Annotated in this window: 15 protein-coding genes; 7 read left to right on the forward strand and 8 right to left on the reverse strand. The window is 50.1% G+C overall.

Annotated elements, in window-relative coordinates:
* Position 1: 1 nt before the first annotated feature.
* Entirely contained in the window at positions 2 to 532 is a 531-nt protein-coding gene (gene hpt / locus ACOJTG_RS05225) for a hypoxanthine phosphoribosyltransferase (protein WP_420152844.1), read from the reverse strand.
* Between the two features lie 263 nt (positions 533 to 795).
* Between hpt and ACOJTG_RS05230 the strand changes: the two genes are divergently transcribed.
* Complete coding sequence (locus ACOJTG_RS05230; protein ID WP_420152845.1) at positions 796 to 2,019, forward strand: tetratricopeptide repeat protein; 1,224 nt, start codon at positions 796 to 798, stop codon at positions 2,017 to 2,019.
* A 158-nt stretch (positions 2,020 to 2,177) separates the two neighbouring features.
* On the forward strand, positions 2,178 to 2,849 hold the full coding sequence (locus tag ACOJTG_RS05235; protein ID WP_420152846.1) for a metallophosphoesterase: 672 nt from the start codon (positions 2,178 to 2,180) through the stop codon (positions 2,847 to 2,849).
* Between the two features lie 39 nt (positions 2,850 to 2,888).
* On the opposite strand, the gene ACOJTG_RS05240 is transcribed toward ACOJTG_RS05235, so the two are convergent.
* Positions 2,889 to 3,998 carry a C1 family peptidase gene (locus tag ACOJTG_RS05240; RefSeq protein ID WP_420152847.1) on the reverse strand — a complete coding sequence of 370 codons (1,110 nt, stop codon included), beginning with the start codon at positions 3,996 to 3,998 and terminating at the stop codon, positions 2,889 to 2,891.
* 102 nt (positions 3,999 to 4,100) lie between these two features.
* Between ACOJTG_RS05240 and ACOJTG_RS05245 the strand changes: the two genes are divergently transcribed.
* The 5 genes from ACOJTG_RS05245 (at position 4,101) to ACOJTG_RS05265 (ending at position 9,795) form a co-directional block, all read left to right on the forward strand.
* A complete protein-coding gene (locus ACOJTG_RS05245) occupies positions 4,101 to 4,646 on the forward strand; it encodes an RNA polymerase sigma factor (RefSeq protein ID WP_420152848.1) in 546 nt (181 codons plus the stop codon).
* Positions 4,627 to 5,265 carry a hypothetical protein gene (locus ACOJTG_RS05250; RefSeq protein ID WP_420152849.1) on the forward strand — a complete coding sequence of 213 codons (639 nt, stop codon included), beginning with the start codon at positions 4,627 to 4,629 and terminating at the stop codon, positions 5,263 to 5,265. The genes ACOJTG_RS05245 and ACOJTG_RS05250 overlap by 20 nt, the downstream gene beginning before the upstream one ends.
* Positions 5,266 to 5,284: 19 nt before the next feature.
* A complete protein-coding gene (locus ACOJTG_RS05255) occupies positions 5,285 to 6,391 on the forward strand; it encodes an outer membrane beta-barrel protein (RefSeq protein WP_420152850.1) in 1,107 nt (368 codons plus the stop codon).
* Between the two features lie 98 nt (positions 6,392 to 6,489).
* Positions 6,490 to 8,790: an ATP-dependent helicase gene (locus ACOJTG_RS05260; RefSeq protein ID WP_420152851.1), complete on the forward strand. Its 2,301-nt coding sequence runs from the start codon at positions 6,490 to 6,492 to the stop codon at positions 8,788 to 8,790.
* A gap of 309 nt (positions 8,791 to 9,099) precedes the next feature.
* On the forward strand, positions 9,100 to 9,795 hold the full coding sequence (locus ACOJTG_RS05265) for a DsbA family oxidoreductase (protein ID WP_420152852.1): 696 nt from the start codon (positions 9,100 to 9,102) through the stop codon (positions 9,793 to 9,795).
* Positions 9,796 to 9,873: 78 nt separating this feature from the next.
* On the opposite strand, the gene ACOJTG_RS05270 is transcribed toward ACOJTG_RS05265, so the two are convergent.
* The 6 genes from ACOJTG_RS05270 to ACOJTG_RS05295 form a co-directional block, all read right to left on the reverse strand.
* A complete protein-coding gene (locus ACOJTG_RS05270; protein WP_420152853.1) occupies positions 9,874 to 10,443 on the reverse strand; it encodes a DUF4136 domain-containing protein in 570 nt (189 codons plus the stop codon).
* 195 nt (positions 10,444 to 10,638) lie between these two features.
* Positions 10,639 to 11,766 (reverse strand): trans-sulfuration enzyme family protein, encoded by a 1,128-nt coding sequence (locus ACOJTG_RS05275; RefSeq protein WP_420152854.1) that lies wholly within the window; start codon positions 11,764 to 11,766, stop codon positions 10,639 to 10,641.
* Between the two features lie 140 nt (positions 11,767 to 11,906).
* On the reverse strand, positions 11,907 to 12,122 hold the full coding sequence (locus ACOJTG_RS05280) for a hypothetical protein (RefSeq protein ID WP_420152855.1): 216 nt from the start codon (positions 12,120 to 12,122) through the stop codon (positions 11,907 to 11,909).
* A gap of 86 nt (positions 12,123 to 12,208) precedes the next feature.
* On the reverse strand, positions 12,209 to 13,828 hold the full coding sequence (locus ACOJTG_RS05285) for an OmpA family protein (RefSeq protein WP_420152856.1): 1,620 nt from the start codon (positions 13,826 to 13,828) through the stop codon (positions 12,209 to 12,211).
* 145 nt (positions 13,829 to 13,973) lie between these two features.
* Positions 13,974 to 14,555 carry a TIGR00730 family Rossman fold protein gene (locus ACOJTG_RS05290; RefSeq protein WP_420152857.1) on the reverse strand — a complete coding sequence of 194 codons (582 nt, stop codon included), beginning with the start codon at positions 14,553 to 14,555 and terminating at the stop codon, positions 13,974 to 13,976.
* Between the two features lie 76 nt (positions 14,556 to 14,631).
* A complete protein-coding gene (locus ACOJTG_RS05295) occupies positions 14,632 to 15,732 on the reverse strand; it encodes a WD40/YVTN/BNR-like repeat-containing protein (protein ID WP_420152858.1) in 1,101 nt (366 codons plus the stop codon).
* Positions 15,733 to 16,894 lie beyond the last annotated feature (1,162 nt).

Consider the following 16,894-nt stretch of genomic DNA (forward strand, 5'->3'; position numbering starts at 1 on the left):
CCTACTCAGCCAGTTGATAAATGCAGGGCAGGTTGCGAGCCAGACCATCGAAATCCAGTCCGTACCCTAACACAAATTTATTCTCAATTGCAAAGCCTACGTATTTCAGCGTAACCGGAATTCGCGTGGCTTCGGGCTTGTGAAGCATCGTCGCGATTTCGATGGAACGGGGCTTTTCGGCCGTAATCTGACCGAGCAATTCGGCCATGGTATGTCCAGTATCCACAATGTCCTCCACGATAATCACGTCGCGGTCCCGAATGGGTTCGCTGAGACCCAGTATTCGCTTTACCTTCCCCGTCGTACCCATCCCTTCGTAGGAACCGACGCGAATGAACGTGATTTCACACTCAATCGTAATGTTCTTCATGAGTTCGGAGACGAACATAAAGGAGCCGTTCAGTACGGCAATCAGCAGGGGCCGCCGATCCACGTAATCGATACTGATTTGTTCCGCCAGCGTAGCAATTCGATCCTCCAGCGTAACCTGATCTATAAATACTTCAAAATTCTTATCACGAACCTGTATCACGGTGTTGTTGATTAAGTAGATGGGAAATGAGGTCCGGTCCGGTTTGACCACCTTTTCACGGCTACCCTTCCGAAGATTGATCTAAGAAAAATCAAATTTATCGTCTCCTTCGGGAATAGCATCCCAAAATTAGCTTTCGTATCTTTGTTCGCGTTACATCCAGAAAAATTTCCTGCGAGTTCTAAACGACTTTCTACTAATTGCCGTTAATTCTAGCAAGCTTCCAGCCCACGCACTGTATCCGGGAAGCTCTCTGTTAAGCCATGAAAATCAAGTTCCTATTCTTTCTCCTCTTCCTTAGTTCCGTAAGTTCGGCCCAGTCCTGGTTTGAAACGGCGGAGAAAAATGAGCAGGCCCGTTCCGGCGGCATGCTGCTCAAACGTGCGGAAGTACAGATTGAAGCTACCGAGGCGATCAACGCCATGTATAATTACAATTTTACGGAAGCCATCCGGGAGTTTGGGTATTTGCGAGCCAAATATCCGGAGCACCCGCTCCCCTACTTCCTGTTTGGCCTAGCGGAGTGGTGGAAAATTGTACCGAATACCGACAATGACATGTACGACGCCAAGTGCGAATTGTTCATGGATCAGGCCATTGAAAAAGCGGAGAAGCTGTACGATCAGGGCGGTAATCAGGAAATTGAAGCCAGTTTTTTCCTGGCGGCTTCCTACGCCTTCAAGTCACGAATGTACGCCGAGCGGAAGAAATGGCTCAAGGCCAGTAATGCCGGAAAAAATGCTCTGAAGTATTTTGACAAGTGCAAAGGTCACGAAGATCTGTCGCCGGAAATGGCTTTCGGGGATGGTCTCTACAATTATTACCGGCAATGGGTACCCGAAAACTATTCGGCGTTGAAGCCCATTTTCTGGTTTTTTCACGAAGGCAATAAAAGCAAAGGCATCGGTCAGCTGGAATGGGTTTCGCGGAATGCCTTTTATACCCGTACGGAAGCTCAGTATTTCTTACTCCAGATTTACGCTTCCGAAAATCAACACGAAAAAGGCTATCAACTGGCCCGCTACCTCCACGTGACGTACCCCTGGAATCCGTACTTTCACCGCATGTACGCCCGCGAATGTTTCGTGACCGGACGCATGCAGGAAGCGGACGCTGCGGCCAAGTTAATTCTGGAGCGACTCGACAATCGTCAGTTTGGCTACGAGGCCGCCAGTGGTCGCTATGCTTCCTACATTTTGGCGTACTACAATCAGTTTTTCTACCATAATCCAGCGGCGGCTAAAGAATATTACCATCGTACGATCAATTACGCCCAGGCGAACGGAGCGACGGAGTCGGGCTACAATACGTCGGCATTGCTTAATCTGGGAAAAATTGCCGACAGCGAAGGCAATCTGCCCGAAGCCAAGCAATACTACGAAAAAGTCATTCAGTACGCCGATAAAAAAACCAGTCAGCGGGAAGAAGCCAAAAAGTTACTCGCCAATAATCTGAAACGCCAGAAGGAACAGCGGCGGAAGAAGTAGTGGTTTGTGGTAGATGGTAAAAAGGAAAGTCTGTATTACCAAAGAACAGTCCAGGTTCATTCGTCTCCAACAACCAGCAACGAACAACCGTTAACCCTGAGCTAGCTGTCCTTACGGAACGGCATCTTACTTCCCATTGCCTTTCAACCCACTTCTGTATGCAAGTACTAGCTATCGGGGATTTACACGGTCGCCTCAACTGGGAAGAGGCCCCGATTCAGCAAGCAGATCGGGTCATTTTTGTGGGGGATTACGTGGACTCCAAGCAATTTTCGGATGAACAGACGACGGAGGTCTTGCAAAAAGTCATTGCTTTGAAGCGAGCCGAACCCGAAAAATACATTTTACTACTGGGCAATCACGACGTAGCGTATCTCCACTATCCGTTATTTCCCTGCTCGAATTTCCGGCCTAAGATGCAGGCGTTATGGACGGGCATCTACCGGGAAAACGCCGATTGTTTTCAGGTAGCGTATCAGTTGGAAAACTATTTGTTTACCCACGCGGGCGTATCCAGCAGTTGGGCTCAAAAACACGGCAATCGGGGAAGCGATCTGGCGGATAGGCTCAATGCCTTACAGGAAACGCCTGCCGGACGGGAAGTTGTATTCCAATGCGGATGGGTACGGGGCGGAAATCCCGGAGCGAAAGGTGGGCCCGTTTGGGCAGATGAAACGGAAACAATCGACGATTACCTGCCGGACTGGCATCAGGTGGTGGGTCATACACCGCAACCCTTCATTCGAACGCAAGGTGACGAAACGGCTTCGATTACGTACATCGATGTACTGGGGAAGCAAACGGATTTCTGGCAACGAACCTTCGTCTAATTAAAAAGGCCAGCTTTTCAGCTGGCCTTTTGCTATGATTTATAACTTCAGTTTCGCTTTTATGCTTTCGGGTAAGGCCGCCTTGGGCAAGATCACGTTGATGGTATTCAAAGCAAAATACGGCTCCGATACGTAAATGTATCCTTTGTAAGGGCCGGCTTCTCCCCAGGAATTTTTCACCAGAAAGAACTTCTTCCCGGATGTACTCGTGCCCGTACCCGTAATTTGCATCAGGTGATCATCAACGGTAATCTGGTTATCAAAAAGTTGCTGACGCAGGGCTTGATCTACCTTTTTTTCCGCGGCATCGATCTGATCCGCTTTATCTACGGCTTCAATGGCATACCCTTTACCCTGCTTGAAACCAGCGTTACTAATATCGGCATCCCACATCACCGTGTAGCCCTGCTTGAGACTGGACTCGACCGCCTCCGTTAACTCCTCCAGGGGCAAATTCATGTAGGTCTGGTTGGACCAGTTGTCGGGAATTTCCAACACAAAGGACTGGTAAAAGGGATGATGCGTGAAGCTCGTCAGACTTACGTAATCTTCGGCTTTGAACTGTAGCACCTGATCGGCAAACTGACGGGGCGTATAGGTTTTCCCTTGATATTCAAACGTTTCGGGTATGGGACCGAATTTTTCGTCAAGAATTTTATTGAAACCTACTTCCCAATCGGCTGGAAACGGTTTCTTCTTGAGTACTTCCTCCACGTATGCTTTTAACTCTTTATCGAGTTTTCCGTGATTGTGCCCGGTTTCCCCCGACTTCAGTCCCGGATACACGGATTCAGGAACGGCACCGTATCGAGCAATCGCCTGGATAGCGTCGTGTCCCAGTCCACCCTCCCCGAATTGAGCTTTTCCCTGCCGCCGGATGTAATTACGGGCTTTCTCCAGATAGGTATTGCGGACGGTGTACATCTCCGACAAATCAATTTCACCCAGGCTTTTCCGGATGCATTCCGATTCCACCAGGGACGTAGTCGAAAAGCACCAGCAAGTACCTGTTCCGCCCTGATTCTTGACCGAAGTAACAGTGGCCTGTTGCGTGGTACGCAAGCCCAACTCAGGTGACTGAGCAAAGGCTCCCAGCGAACCAAGGGAAAGAAAGCTCAGACTAAATAAGGTTCTGGTATAGAGCGTCATGGATTGCATATACAATGATTTTGGTGGTAATTTCTGAATTTTTTATCAGCCAGGCAACCCCTGGCGTATATTCCGCATTTCGCTCTTTGTAAATCAGCCTGTATGACCCTATCCGCTCTACTTGATCGTTGCCGTGCCCAGGATGCCAAAGCTCAGCGTTTGCTCTACGAACGCTACGCCGGACGACTGTTTCGGGTAGCTCAGCGGTATATGAAAGATCGAATGGAGGCCGAAGATCGGCTGGTATCGACGTTTCAGAAAATCTTTATGCATCTCAAAAAGATGGAGTACAAAGACGAAGCCAGCACCTGGCTCTGGATGAAACGGATTCTAGTTAACGAATGTCTCATGGAATTACGCCGATCGGCCAATTTTACGATGGTTCCCGAGCAGGAAGCCGCCGAACAGTCATTCAACTACAACATTATCGACGAAATAGCCGCCGAAACCATTCATACGCTGATTGCGGAATTACCGATCGGGTATCGCACCGTATTCAATCTAGTGGCTCTGGAAGGTTACTCTCACGCGGAAGTAGCCGAGCAATTACAGATTTCGGAAGGTACCTCCAAGTCCCAGCTCAACAAAGCCCGTCAGTTATTACAGAAAAAACTACAAACCCTGGGGTATGCCGCACACATTCGATGAACACATCCGGCAACGGCTGGAAGCCCTGCCGGAAGAACCCTTTCATAGCGAAGACGTCTGGAACCGGATTGAACGACCTTCCAGGCCGAGCCGCCGTCGCTGGTCGATACCGCTGGGTGTGGGTACAGCGGCCGTATTGGGTCTTCTCGTGGGGTATCTCCTGCATCAGCCCACAACCGAAGTCACCAGGACTACACCGTTGCTGAGTAAAGTTCCGGCCAGTTCTTCGTCGGTACGCATACCTTCGGTAAAAGATTCGGCCTTAGTTCCACCTAACGTCGTTCGTTCGGAGAAACAGGTACAGATGCTGGCCTCCGCTCCCGTGGAGCCGGTACTGGTAACCGATTCGTCCCTCCGGGCCATGCCTGCGGTTGCGATTCAACCCACCCCGATTCCGGAATCCGTACCACGTGCTCACCCAGCCGAAGCCGAAACGTTTGAAGCGACCGTTACGCTGACCATTCCGGAAACGCAGACCGTACCACTCCGGAAGAAGTCCATTCTGGCCCGTCTGTTCCGTACGGACAAACGCCCGGATACGCGGCCCCGCTGGCAGGACTTTCAGGCTCCTACCTCCGTCGGAAAAGTAAAAACGGACTCCCTCAAACACACTCCCTAAACAAACCCTCCCTTCGCTCATGAAAACACCATTTCTAACAATGGTACTGGCATTGCTATGCTCAGTGCCCAGCTTGGCCACCCCGGTAGATTCCATTTTAGTACGGATTGGCCCCTCTTCGAAAGTACTTTTCTACGGGTCAAAAAAAGCCGATCTGAAAAAGCTGGAAAACTACGACTGGAATACCATTCTCCGGGATTTAAACGCCCGACTGAGTGAGACTACCGTCAACGAACCTCGTCAACACTACATGGATTTGACTGGAAAAAGTTATCTCAATGACAGTACCTTACGAAGCAAGAATTCGCTGGTAAAAGTGACGCAACAACAGGCGGATCAGCCGGTGTCGAAAGATCGAATTCACGAGAATCTTCATTTTCTAAAAACGGCATTTACGGTTCGGCTGGGTTTCAGTCCGTTCATTAATTCGCAGGGCGGTAGTCGCGGGTTTGAATTAGTGGATATGTTCTCTACCAAACCCTTTTCTTCAACTAATCTAGCTCTGGGTCTTTCCGTTTACTCGGCCTTTCACACCGAAAAACGCTGGTCGGTGGGCCTACGCTGGGGCCTCGAAGTGGATTATAGAAGATACTTGTGGAAAGATCTGACGATCAATGAAAAAAAGTACGCGAATACGCCTGAAGAATTACAGGCCTACGTTCAGGAAACAACCCAGAATTTTCCTTTATCAGCAGAACTGTACGCGATTGAGCCGTATTCGTCGCAGTATAAGCTTGTCTCCCGGTTTGATCGAATTACCACCAATATTTATTCCTTGAGTTTACCTATCGTTCCAACCGTACGGTTCTACAACGCCTCGGGTAAACGTACCTTTTCGTTGGGTGTAGGGGGGTATGTTGGTTATCGTTTTTCCATGAAAGATCGCTTTATCAACCGGAAGGCCAACCGGGATGAACAAATGAATTCTGACCTCAACAGCCCTTTCCAATATGGATTAGTTACCTCTTTTGGGTATCGAAAAATTGGCTTTTATTGCCACTATCAGCTAGGTTCTCCACTTAAACAGGTTTTTGCTCGTACGAGTGCCAATACCTCTACCGGTTTACCTACGCTGAAAGCTCCCACGTGGCCCCTGGCTTTCGGCATCACCTACAACGGCTTTTAATCTCCGGTCCCGCTTCCGTAGCCCCCAAATCTTTTGTATCTTTGATCTATGCTTTCAGGGAACGGACTTAGTTCGTTCCCTCTTTTTATCCAATTGCCATGTTCGAAGATATCACCAAAGGCCTCAACGAGCCCCAGGCTCAGGCCGTTCTGCATACCGAGGGGCCGTTAATGATCATCGCTGGAGCGGGCTCGGGCAAAACCCGCGTACTTACCCAGCGTACGGCTCACCTCATCCGAAAAGGCGTTGATCCCTTTTCCATCCTATTGCTGACGTTTACCAACAAAGCCGCCGGTGAAATGCGGGCCCGGATTGAAAAGGTCGTCGGTACCGATGCCCGGGGAATTTGGATGGGTACGTTCCACAGCGTCTTCGCCAAAATTCTCCGCTTTGAAGCCAAAGCGATGGGTTATACCTCTGACTTTTCGATCTACGATACGGACGATTCCAAGTCGCTGCTGAAAACGATCATTAAAGAACGCGGCCTCGACGATAAGATTTACAAACCTAACGTCGTATTCAACCGGATTTCGGGGGCCAAAAACCGCCTGGTATCCGCTGAAGCGTACATAGCCGATCCCATCATTCAGGCCGATGACGCGGCGGCTCGCCTACCCGAGATTGGCCGTTTGTATAAACTGTACGTGGATCGTTGTTTCAAGGCCAATGCCATGGATTTCGACGATTTGTTGTACAACACCAACGTATTATTCCGCGATTTCCCGGCCATCCTCAACAAGTACCAGCACCGCTACAAGTACGTCATGGTCGATGAGTTTCAGGATACGAACGTTTCGCAGTACCTCATTACACGAAAACTGGCGGCCATTCACGAAAACATCTGCGTTGTGGGCGACGATGCCCAGTCGATCTACGCCTTCCGGGGTGCCAATATTCAGAATATCCTCAATTTCGAGAAAGACTACCCGGATCTGACCACGATTCGTCTGGAGCAGAATTACCGTTCGACAAAAGTGATCGTTGAAGCCGCCAACTCCGTCATTGCCCGTAATAAGCGTCAGTTACGCAAAGAAGTATTTACGGAGAATGAAGGCGGTAACCTGATTGAAGTCATCAAGGCCGGATCAGACGTCGAGGAAGGCCGTTTGGTTTCGACTTCATTGTTCGAGGAAAAGCTGAATCATGGCTTGAGTAACAATGATTTTGCCATTCTGTACCGGACCAACTCGCAATCGCGGGCTTTTGAAGAATCGTTACGGAAACTCAATATCAAGTACCGAATCGTAGGTGGACTTTCCTTCTACCAACGTCGGGAAATTAAAGACTTGCTGGCTTACCTCCGATTCACGCTCAACCAGAGCGACGAAGAGGCCTTCAAACGGATCATTAACTTACCCAAACGCGGCATTGGCGATCAGACCATTGCCAAGATTACGGTTACGGCCGCCGAGCAGGGCTTACCGCTTTGGGACATCGTCGCCAATATTCAGCAATATAACGCGGGTCGTTCGGGTGTAGCCATCGAAGGCTTTTCGGATCTGATCAAGTCGTTTAAGCTACTGGTAGAGACGAAAGATGCGTACGAAGTAGCCAGTCACGTTGCCAAAGCTTCGGGGGTACTGAAGGAACTCTACGACGACAAAACGGTAGAGGGCCTGAGTCGCTACGAAAACGTTCAGGAATTACTGAACTCCATCAAGCAGTTTGTGGATAATCCCGAAAACGAAGACAAATCGCTCGGAGCTTTCCTACAAACCGTATCGCTGCTGACCAATGCCGATCAGGAAGATGAAGACGGCGATAACGACCGCGTAACCCTGATGACCATTCACCAGGCGAAAGGATTAGAGTATAAAGTAGTATACATCGTAGGCCTGGAAGAAGATTTATTCCCCAGTCAGATGATGTTGCAGTCGAGCGAAGACTTGGAGGAGGAACGACGGCTGTTTTACGTAGCTATTACTCGGGCCGAAAAACGCCTGTACCTCAGCTACGCAGAAACCCGCTACCAGTACGGTCGTCTGAAACCCTGCGAACCCAGTCGGTTTATGGATGAAATTGACGAGAAATACGTTCGCGTCAGTCGCCAGGCCGCCCGCCGGATGTCGGAATCCCAGCGAAATACGGATCGTCCGACGCCAGCAGCGTTCTTACGGAATGTGGCTAATCGAGCCGCTCAAAACGGAGGTTCACAGGCTTCTAAAACCCCGCCTACCCGCTCGGGAGCTGCGTCTACGCACGTACCCAGCAGTGATTTCAAAGCTTCCGATCCCCGCAAGCTGGCTTCTGGTCAACGCGTGGAGCACCAGAAGTTTGGCTTTGGCGTTGTTAAACTCATTTCAACGGATCAAAACGGGGCAAAAGCGGTCATTCACTTTGATACACAGGGTGAAAAGACTCTGCTCCTGAGCTTTGCCAAACTGCGAATCATCGAATAAAAAAAAGCATGAACGGCCGCCACCGCTCATGCTTGAAAATCTTCCTTTTCTTACGATCAGGGATTTGTAGAGGTCAATGGAAAAACGAGGGTTTTAGTTCATTTCTCAAGAAAATTTTGGCTCCGTTAGTCGGGTGACTCTTCTCCTGAGTTATTTTCTAGGAAACCCTACCTGGCATTCAGAAATGGGGATTTTCCGCCTGATCGTTTTACGCCAGGGAATCATTCATTTCCAGTACGGGTTAGAGCAAAAACGACCTGATCTATGGGGTCGGTAAAACTTGATTCTTAGCATTAATCATATAGTAAGATGGCTCTTCCCATTCGTATTGACGTCGTTTCTGACGTGGTATGTCCCTGGTGTTATATCGGCAAACGCCGCCTGGAATCGGCTCTGGCTGAGCTCAGCACTGAAGTACAGGCGGACGTGGTTTACCACCCTTTCCAGCTTGATCCTACGGTCCCCCGGCAAGGAAAACCCTTCGCTGATCACATGGCCAGTAAATTCGGCCCCGGTCGTAGTGAAAGCATGTTTCAGCACGTAGAGCAGGTGGCCAGTGAGGTAGGGCTTGACTTTGACTTCAACGAGATTCCCAAATCGATCAATACTTTCGATTTACACCGCCTCCTAACGGTTGCTTACGAAAAAGGGCTACAGGCTGCGACGAAAGAAGCGTTACTGAAAGCGTACTTCGTAGATCGCATTGATTTAACGCAGGAAGCGGTATTACTCAACGTACTGGAATCAGCGGGTTGGGACAAGAAAGAAGCTCTTGAAGTTCTGAAATCTGAAGTAGCCAGCGATTCGGTACAAAGTGAAATGGAATACTTCAAGCAATTGGGTGTTTCGGGCGTACCGTTTTTCATTCTCAACAACAAGTACGCGTTGTCGGGAGCCCAACCCAAAGAAACATTTATGCAGGCTTTACGGCAGGTGATTCAGGAAAGTCAACCGCAAATCATTGCTGAGGGCGATAGCTGCGATACCACTACGGGCGAATGCTAATACGATTCCTTTGAATTGAAACTAAAAAAAGAGGTCGAATGATTCGACCTCTTTTTTGTTACTCTTCTTCCGAAAAACTTATTCGCCCTGTACGGCTGCGTTCGTCATGCCGGCCCGGTAAGGATATTCCTGCATCACTTTCGCAACGGTGGCCCGGATGAGTTCGTCACGGTCTTTGCGGCGGGCGTTTAACTCACCTTTCGCCCAACCCTGCCATACCATCTCATTGGTTCGGGTATCCAGCAGACTAATAATCACCCGGTTTTCTTCGTAGTTCCGGGAGCTGACGTTATTGTTAGGACCGTACCACCACCAGCCCCACATCGGACTTAGATTGTTCGACTGGATTTGCTGCAGGTTACGAGCGTCGGTGTCAAACCGAACCGTTAAATCGGCATTCTTCTCCACGCGGCGGTAGCCCCGGGCACTCATCTCGGCGTCGAGGGCCTGGGTAATCCGTTTTTGCATCAACTGACTCCCCATCACAGGGTCTGAATTACCGCCGGGCATCGGGGCAATCGCGTAGGTACGATAGCCACTGAAGTTCGCGGTACGATCATAATCCGAACGAACCGTAATCGAAGGGGCACACGAGACCATAGTACCCACCAGTACTACGGCAGCTAGCATTTTTATGATTGATTTCATGGATTTAAAATACAACTATAGGGTTAAGAGACTATTGGTAGCGGTACTGAATCCGCGTCTTTTTACTGCTCATATTCAGTAGTACAACACACAAAAAACGACGGCTGTTGCCCGTAAATTGTCGGGAAACAGCCGTCGCATAGCTTTTAAAGCTGATTTAAGATTTATTAACGAAAAGGGCGTTTAAAGCTCATCTTAAGCGTTTTTCAGAGCCTGATCCAGGTCCGCAATCAGGTCATCGAGGTGTTCCAAACCGACCGAAACGCGTAGTAATCCATCGGGCGTTGGACTATCGGGACCTTCGTAAATTTTACGTGGTTCGATGAGACTTTCCACACCGCCGAGGCTCGTCGCCTGCGTGAATACTTTCAACGCTCCAGCCACCTTTTTAGCTCCCGGCAAACCGCCTCGTACTTCGAAAGAGAGCATGCCTCCAAAGCCATTTTTCATCTGGGCTTTGGCAATTTCATGCTGCGGATGGCTGGTGAGTCCGGGGTAATGCACCCGCTCTACGGCCGGATGAGTTTCGAGCCACTGGGCAATGGGCAGGGCACTCGCCGACTGAGCTTTCACCCGTAGGGGCATCGTCTGAATTCCTCGCGTAATGAGCCAGCAATCGAACGGTGAGGGTACGCCGCCGGTCAGGTTCTGAATCTGACGCAGGTGTACGGCCAGTTCGCCGTCCTGAGCCAGCACCAACGCTCCACCCAATACGTCCGAGTGGCCCCCGAAATACTTAGTTGTGGAATGCATGACCACGTCGGCCCCAAAAGCAATCGGATTTTGTAGTACGGGCGTAGCCCAGGTATTGTCCACTGCACACAAGGCTCCTACCGAATGAGCCAGGCGGGATAAAGCCTGCAAATCGGTCAGATACAGTAACGGATTACTCGGTGTTTCCAGCCAGAATAGCTTGGTCGTCGGCCGGATGGCTTTTTCCACCTCTTCCAAGTTCGAGGTATCGACCAGCGAAAATTCAAGCCCCCAGGGTTCAAATACATCCACGAGTAAGCGTTGGGCCGCGTAGTAAGCAAACGGGGTCGTAATCACGTGATCGCCCGGCTTCAAAGCCTGAAATAAGGCGGAAATGGCGGCCATCCCCGAACCAAAGGCGAGTCCAACGGTTCCACCTTCCAGGGCAGCCAGACTTTTTTCCAGCAAATCGCGGTTCGGGTTATTGCCTCGCGTGTACAGAAAACCGTGCGGCAGGTTGCCTTCGGCATCGCGTTCGTACGTAGTACTCAGGTAAATGGGTGTAGTTACCGCCGACGCATTCGCGTCATGAAAACGGGTGACTTGTATGGCTAGGGTTTCCAGGTTCATGTGCAACAGATGCTATAGATACGTATGGGCAAAATAAGTGGGAAACTCGCTTGTATGCTATCGATAGCGATGAAAAGAAGAAACCCGACCTACGAGTCGGGTTTCTTCTTTTTCGGCTTGCCAGTACTTTAGAAACGGTACTACAAGGAATTACTGAGTTGAGCTAGTACATACACAATCAAGAAGATACCGTAACAATAGTAACCCATGTATTTCCCAGTAAAAGCCAAAGGCAGCAGCATTAGAGCAAATACGATCCATTCAGGCCCCATTGCTTCAACCCAGGGATGAGTGAAGTGCTCGGTGATCAATACTTCAAGCGTATTTTTATTATAGAAAACACCCAGTGCAATCATGAATAGAATCCACGTTTTCCTTGAGGGCATAAAAGTGGGCTGCATTCGTTGGCTGGTTTGTCTAAAATGATCACGCTACCGGCGTATTACTGTTTCAGAATGACGAACTCTACGCGTCGATTTTGCTGCTTGCCTTCCGGGGTATCATTCGTAGCCACGGGACGACTTTCGCCAAAACCTTTGGCTACAATCCGGTTTTCGGGAATGCCTTTCGAAATCATATACGCCCGTACCGACTCGGCCCGGTCCTGCGAGAGCTTCTGGTTAGCTTCATCGGTCCCATCACTATCGGTATGTCCATCGATTTCGACCATCATACTTCTCCGGTGATTCATCAATTCCACGACGCGGTTCAGCTCGGGAAACGATTCCGTCTGTAACGTGGCTTTGGCCGTTTCGAAGAATACGTTGTTCAAAGCCACCTTTGCTCCTTCTTCAATCTTCGTCACCAGCAGATCGCGGTCCTTCAATTCCAGATATCCCCCGCTGCCAAGCTTACTTAAGTCCAGATTCTGAGATTTTCCGACGTATCCATCCGCCTCAGGACGAATGCCATACTTCTTGCCGTAGGGTAACACAATCTTGTATTCACCCGTATTCGGGTCAGGCGTGGCCGTTCCGAGTTCCGTACCATCGGGTAGGCTTTCGTACACGATCCGGGCGTTTTCGGGTACTTTTTTTGTTTTGGCATCCAGTAACTTACCCGTGTACAGAACCACCGCATTGGATTTGGTGGGCTGCCGGTCGGGCACCTGCGTCGCATTGGGATTACTGGCCGGAACCTGAGCAATGGTAGGCGGAACTTCGGCTGGTGGTGTCTGGTTCTGGAATTTCACCCGAACAATATCGGCTTTTCCTTTACTACCATTGGCGGTCACCAGATAGGCCCATTCACCCGAAGCCGGAATGGTGAAGTATGCGTCAAAATCAGGGGTATTGATCGGTGCTCCGAGGTTTTCGGGCTTGCTCCAGCGTTTCCAGCTGCGGTCCAGTCGTCGCGTCATCCAAATATCGTTGGAACCTAAACCGCCTTCGCGATTACTGGAGAAATACAGGGTTTCGCCGTCCGCGGCCAGAAAGGGTGTCGTTTCATCGGCGTCCGTATTGACTTCGCGTCCCAGACTCGTGGGGCGACTCCATTTCCCGGCTTTGTCCTGCATACTGACGTACAGATCGGATTCCCGGCTGTTTTTCTTTTCTGAAAAAGCCAGTAGCAGCGTCTTGCCATCATTGGCCAGAAATCCATACTGATAATAGCCTTTATTCATGCCTTCCAGTCCGGGAATGTCGAGCTTTTTGGGTCGTTCCCAGCCCGTCGCTACTTTCCGCATGGTGGCGAAGCCCCGAATACTCAGGTCGTCCCCTTCTTTTTGTACCCAGTGGGTAAGGATAGTATTGCCATCGGGTGTAATGCTGTAAATGACATTATGCTCTTCGCCGTTGACCGGGTTAGGCATCCGGCGGGAAGGCGTCCAGCTATTTCCGGATAAGTACTCAGCCATCCATACATCCTGACTTCCTTTTTTTTGAGAAGCATTCTGGGGATGATTTACCCGGCTGAAGTAGAGCGTACGCCCATCCGGAGCAATGACGGGCTGAATTTCCGCCGATTCAGAATTAACCGTATTACCAAGATTCTCAGGGGTTTGCTCCTGAGCATGAGCGTACACACTTATACAGGAAAGCAGAATAAAAAGTCGTTTCATTACGGGACGTTAGGCTGGATAGTAATAAGGTACGTGCAAGAGATCAGGTTTCATCCGTCGATCTGAGGATCAAATCGTCCTACACGTAACCCATGAACGGATCAAAATTAACGAGCGACAAGGCGGTTCTGTATATACCCTACCCTCAGATTTTTTTCCGGTCTACCCACTTTTCCGTGACAACGGGCTGGTGCGTTCGCATGAGGGCGAATAATTCTTCGATGGAATCTGATACTAGCAGTAGTTCCCGGTTCCCGACTTTAAGAAAGCCCGCCTCCACCATCCGGTCCATCATTTGTAACAGAGGATCGTAAAAGCCATTCACGTTCAGCAGGCCGATGGGCTTACTGTGAATCTGTAATTGCTTCCAGGTAAGAATTTCGAATAACTCATCCATCGAGCCAAAGCCCCCAGGAATGGTAATAAAACCATCGGCTAGTTCGGCCATCCGGGCTTTGCGTTCGTGCATGGTTTCGGTCACGATCAGTTCGTTCAGGCTGGCGTGAGCGACTTCCCATTTTTTCAGGAAATCAGGAATAACCCCTACGACTTCCCCACCCTGAGCCAGTACGGCATCGGCAAGGATGCCCATTAACCCGACGTTTCCACCGCCGTATACCAGTCGCAACTGTTGTTCGGCCAAATACTGGCCCAGCTCAATGGCCGTTTGACGGTACACAAAATCGGAGCCTGCATTGGCTCCACAAAATACAGCAATGTTTTTCATGGGAATTGGTATTCACTACTGGTGATGGATCGGCTCAGCCTTCCATCGAGGATCACAGGGGCGAGCCTGCTTCCGGTTATTTTTTCCTGAAAGCTTTCTTCTGCGGCGTGGCACGGAAACCCTCAAACTTGGCAATCAGCCCTTTGGCTCCGACCGCCCAGCCGTCTTTTCCCGCAAAACTGACGGCATGGAAGGGGGAATCATCCAGCTTGTTCCAGGTTTTGCCGCCGTTGATAGAATAACCCGTGCCCGAAGGCCCTACCGTAATCAGCCGCTCAATGACCGATGCTACTGGAGCCTCTCCCGCCATGGCCTTGTATTCCTGCCGATATACGGTTACGGCTTCTTTCAGTCCCGGCGGATTGGTAGAAGGCAATAATTGCCAGGTTTTGCCGCCGTCCTGCGTGACAATGACGTTTTGCGTTGAATCACTGACGTGCAGATAATCTCCGCCCACGGCAATACCCCGTAGTCGATTAAAAAAGTGTAAGCCAAAGATGCCCGACGTTTTGCCCGCGGGTAAGGGCGTTTCAGCGACTTCCCAGCTTTTTCCAAAATCTTTGGACCGGAACACCCGGGCAAATGTACTGCCGCCGGTACCGATCCAGGCCCAGCTTTTTGCAGAAACCACCAGGGAAGTACCGCTGGCCGCAAACGCTGCTTCTCCTTCTTCGATCGGGGGAAACTGATCCCTCGGCACTTCGGCCCAGGTTTTCCCGCCATCGCTGGTAGTGAGCACAAAGAATTTATGATCAATCGGATCGCCGAAGGCAATGCCGTGTTCCTTATCCCAGAACTCGATCCCATCTAGGAAAGCTCCTTTCTGGTGGGTCTGATACACGAGTTTCCAGCTCTGTCCAGCGTCTTCCGTACGATAGATGCGGGCGGCTCCCTTATCGGCATCGCCGGCACTCATGGCCACGGCAGTTTCGGCATCAAAGGCGTGGATGTCCCGGAAATCGAGTGCTTCCGCCCCGACAACCGAATGAATTTCCCAGTTAGTACCGCCGTCCTGCGTACGTAGCACTTGGCCTTTGGTGCCTCCAATCCAGCATACTTTGGCAGACACCGCATGTACCGCTCTGAAATGGGCTTCAGTTTGAGCTGGCTGTACTTTCCATTGTCCCCAGGCCGTTGCCGTCAGAAGCCAGCAGTACAGAAGATTTCGTAAAAACATTCGGATGGATTTAAGCTATGGTCTGAATGAGCAGTAAAAATAGATCATTTACTGACGTTGAACGTATAAAGCTAGACCGAATTTCGTGCGTACGCCGTGTGAATAGTGGCTTGGAGGCCATTTTGGAAGCACTTGCTGCACGTATCATAGGCTTGCGAGAAGTACTGGGTATGCGTACTTCGCCCATTACCTGAAGAGATCAGGAAGCAATTTTGTTTTAGAATGTATATGGTTTTTTACTTACGTTGCCTTGAACAGACCAAGTTTGGTCCCGCAAGCAAGGCTGGTTGTAGCCTTTACCCAATTCGATAGTGGACCATATCCTATCAAAAGATTTATTCTTTTTGAGTTTTGCTATTCACCTAGACTGATTTGGTGCTTCAGACAGGGCTGTTCGGTAGCCCCTGAACCTTCCAGGCTGGACCCCTCCACGACTGACGACAGCCTGCTTTAGGCCACCGCGTTGCCGCTGTCGTAGGTCGTTCCGTTGCCATTCCATGGTGGCCCCCATGGAATGGCTCAGGGACGGGAGAGGTTTTCCTGTTCCGATAACCTATGAGTTGTTAGTTAGTAGTTATTGGGTAAATTCCTTCATGGACGACAGAAACCCAAGCCCTGTCTTATCACATTCCATGCAGGGCATGCCATGCTGAGCTAAAGCCGTCTACCATTCCATGGTGACCATTCCATGGGGGCCATCCCATGGTGGCTCCCTCAGCAATGCGGTGGTATAGAGCAGGATAAAAAGAGCGGCGGGCGTGCCGGCATGGGATGCCCCGCATGGGATGCCCCGCATAGAATGCATACGGACTAAATCATCAGCCGTCTTTACAGGACAAAATACTGATCCTATGCTACTAGTTGATTGTTAGCAGTTCTATTAAAAACGTAACTTATACCCGATAAAATAAACAATCCTTTCGCCTGACTGCTTATAAACCTTCCTGTCAAGCAGCCAGTACCGGAAAAAACAGGGAACGTATACTTACCTCATTTTCACAAAAAACCGACGGCATCGTTGACATTGGTAGTAACGAATCGGCATGAAAAAGAATAGGTAGCGAAAGGCCACGGGTCGCTGGCGACGCTCGATTGACGTAGACTGGCAATAGGGACATTGCCTTTGGAAGGTTATGGGAAACATGGTGAGATAAAGCGTTGG

The organism is Siphonobacter sp. (assembly GCF_048595215.1).
Classification (GTDB): Bacteria; Bacteroidota; Bacteroidia; order Cytophagales; family Spirosomataceae; genus Siphonobacter.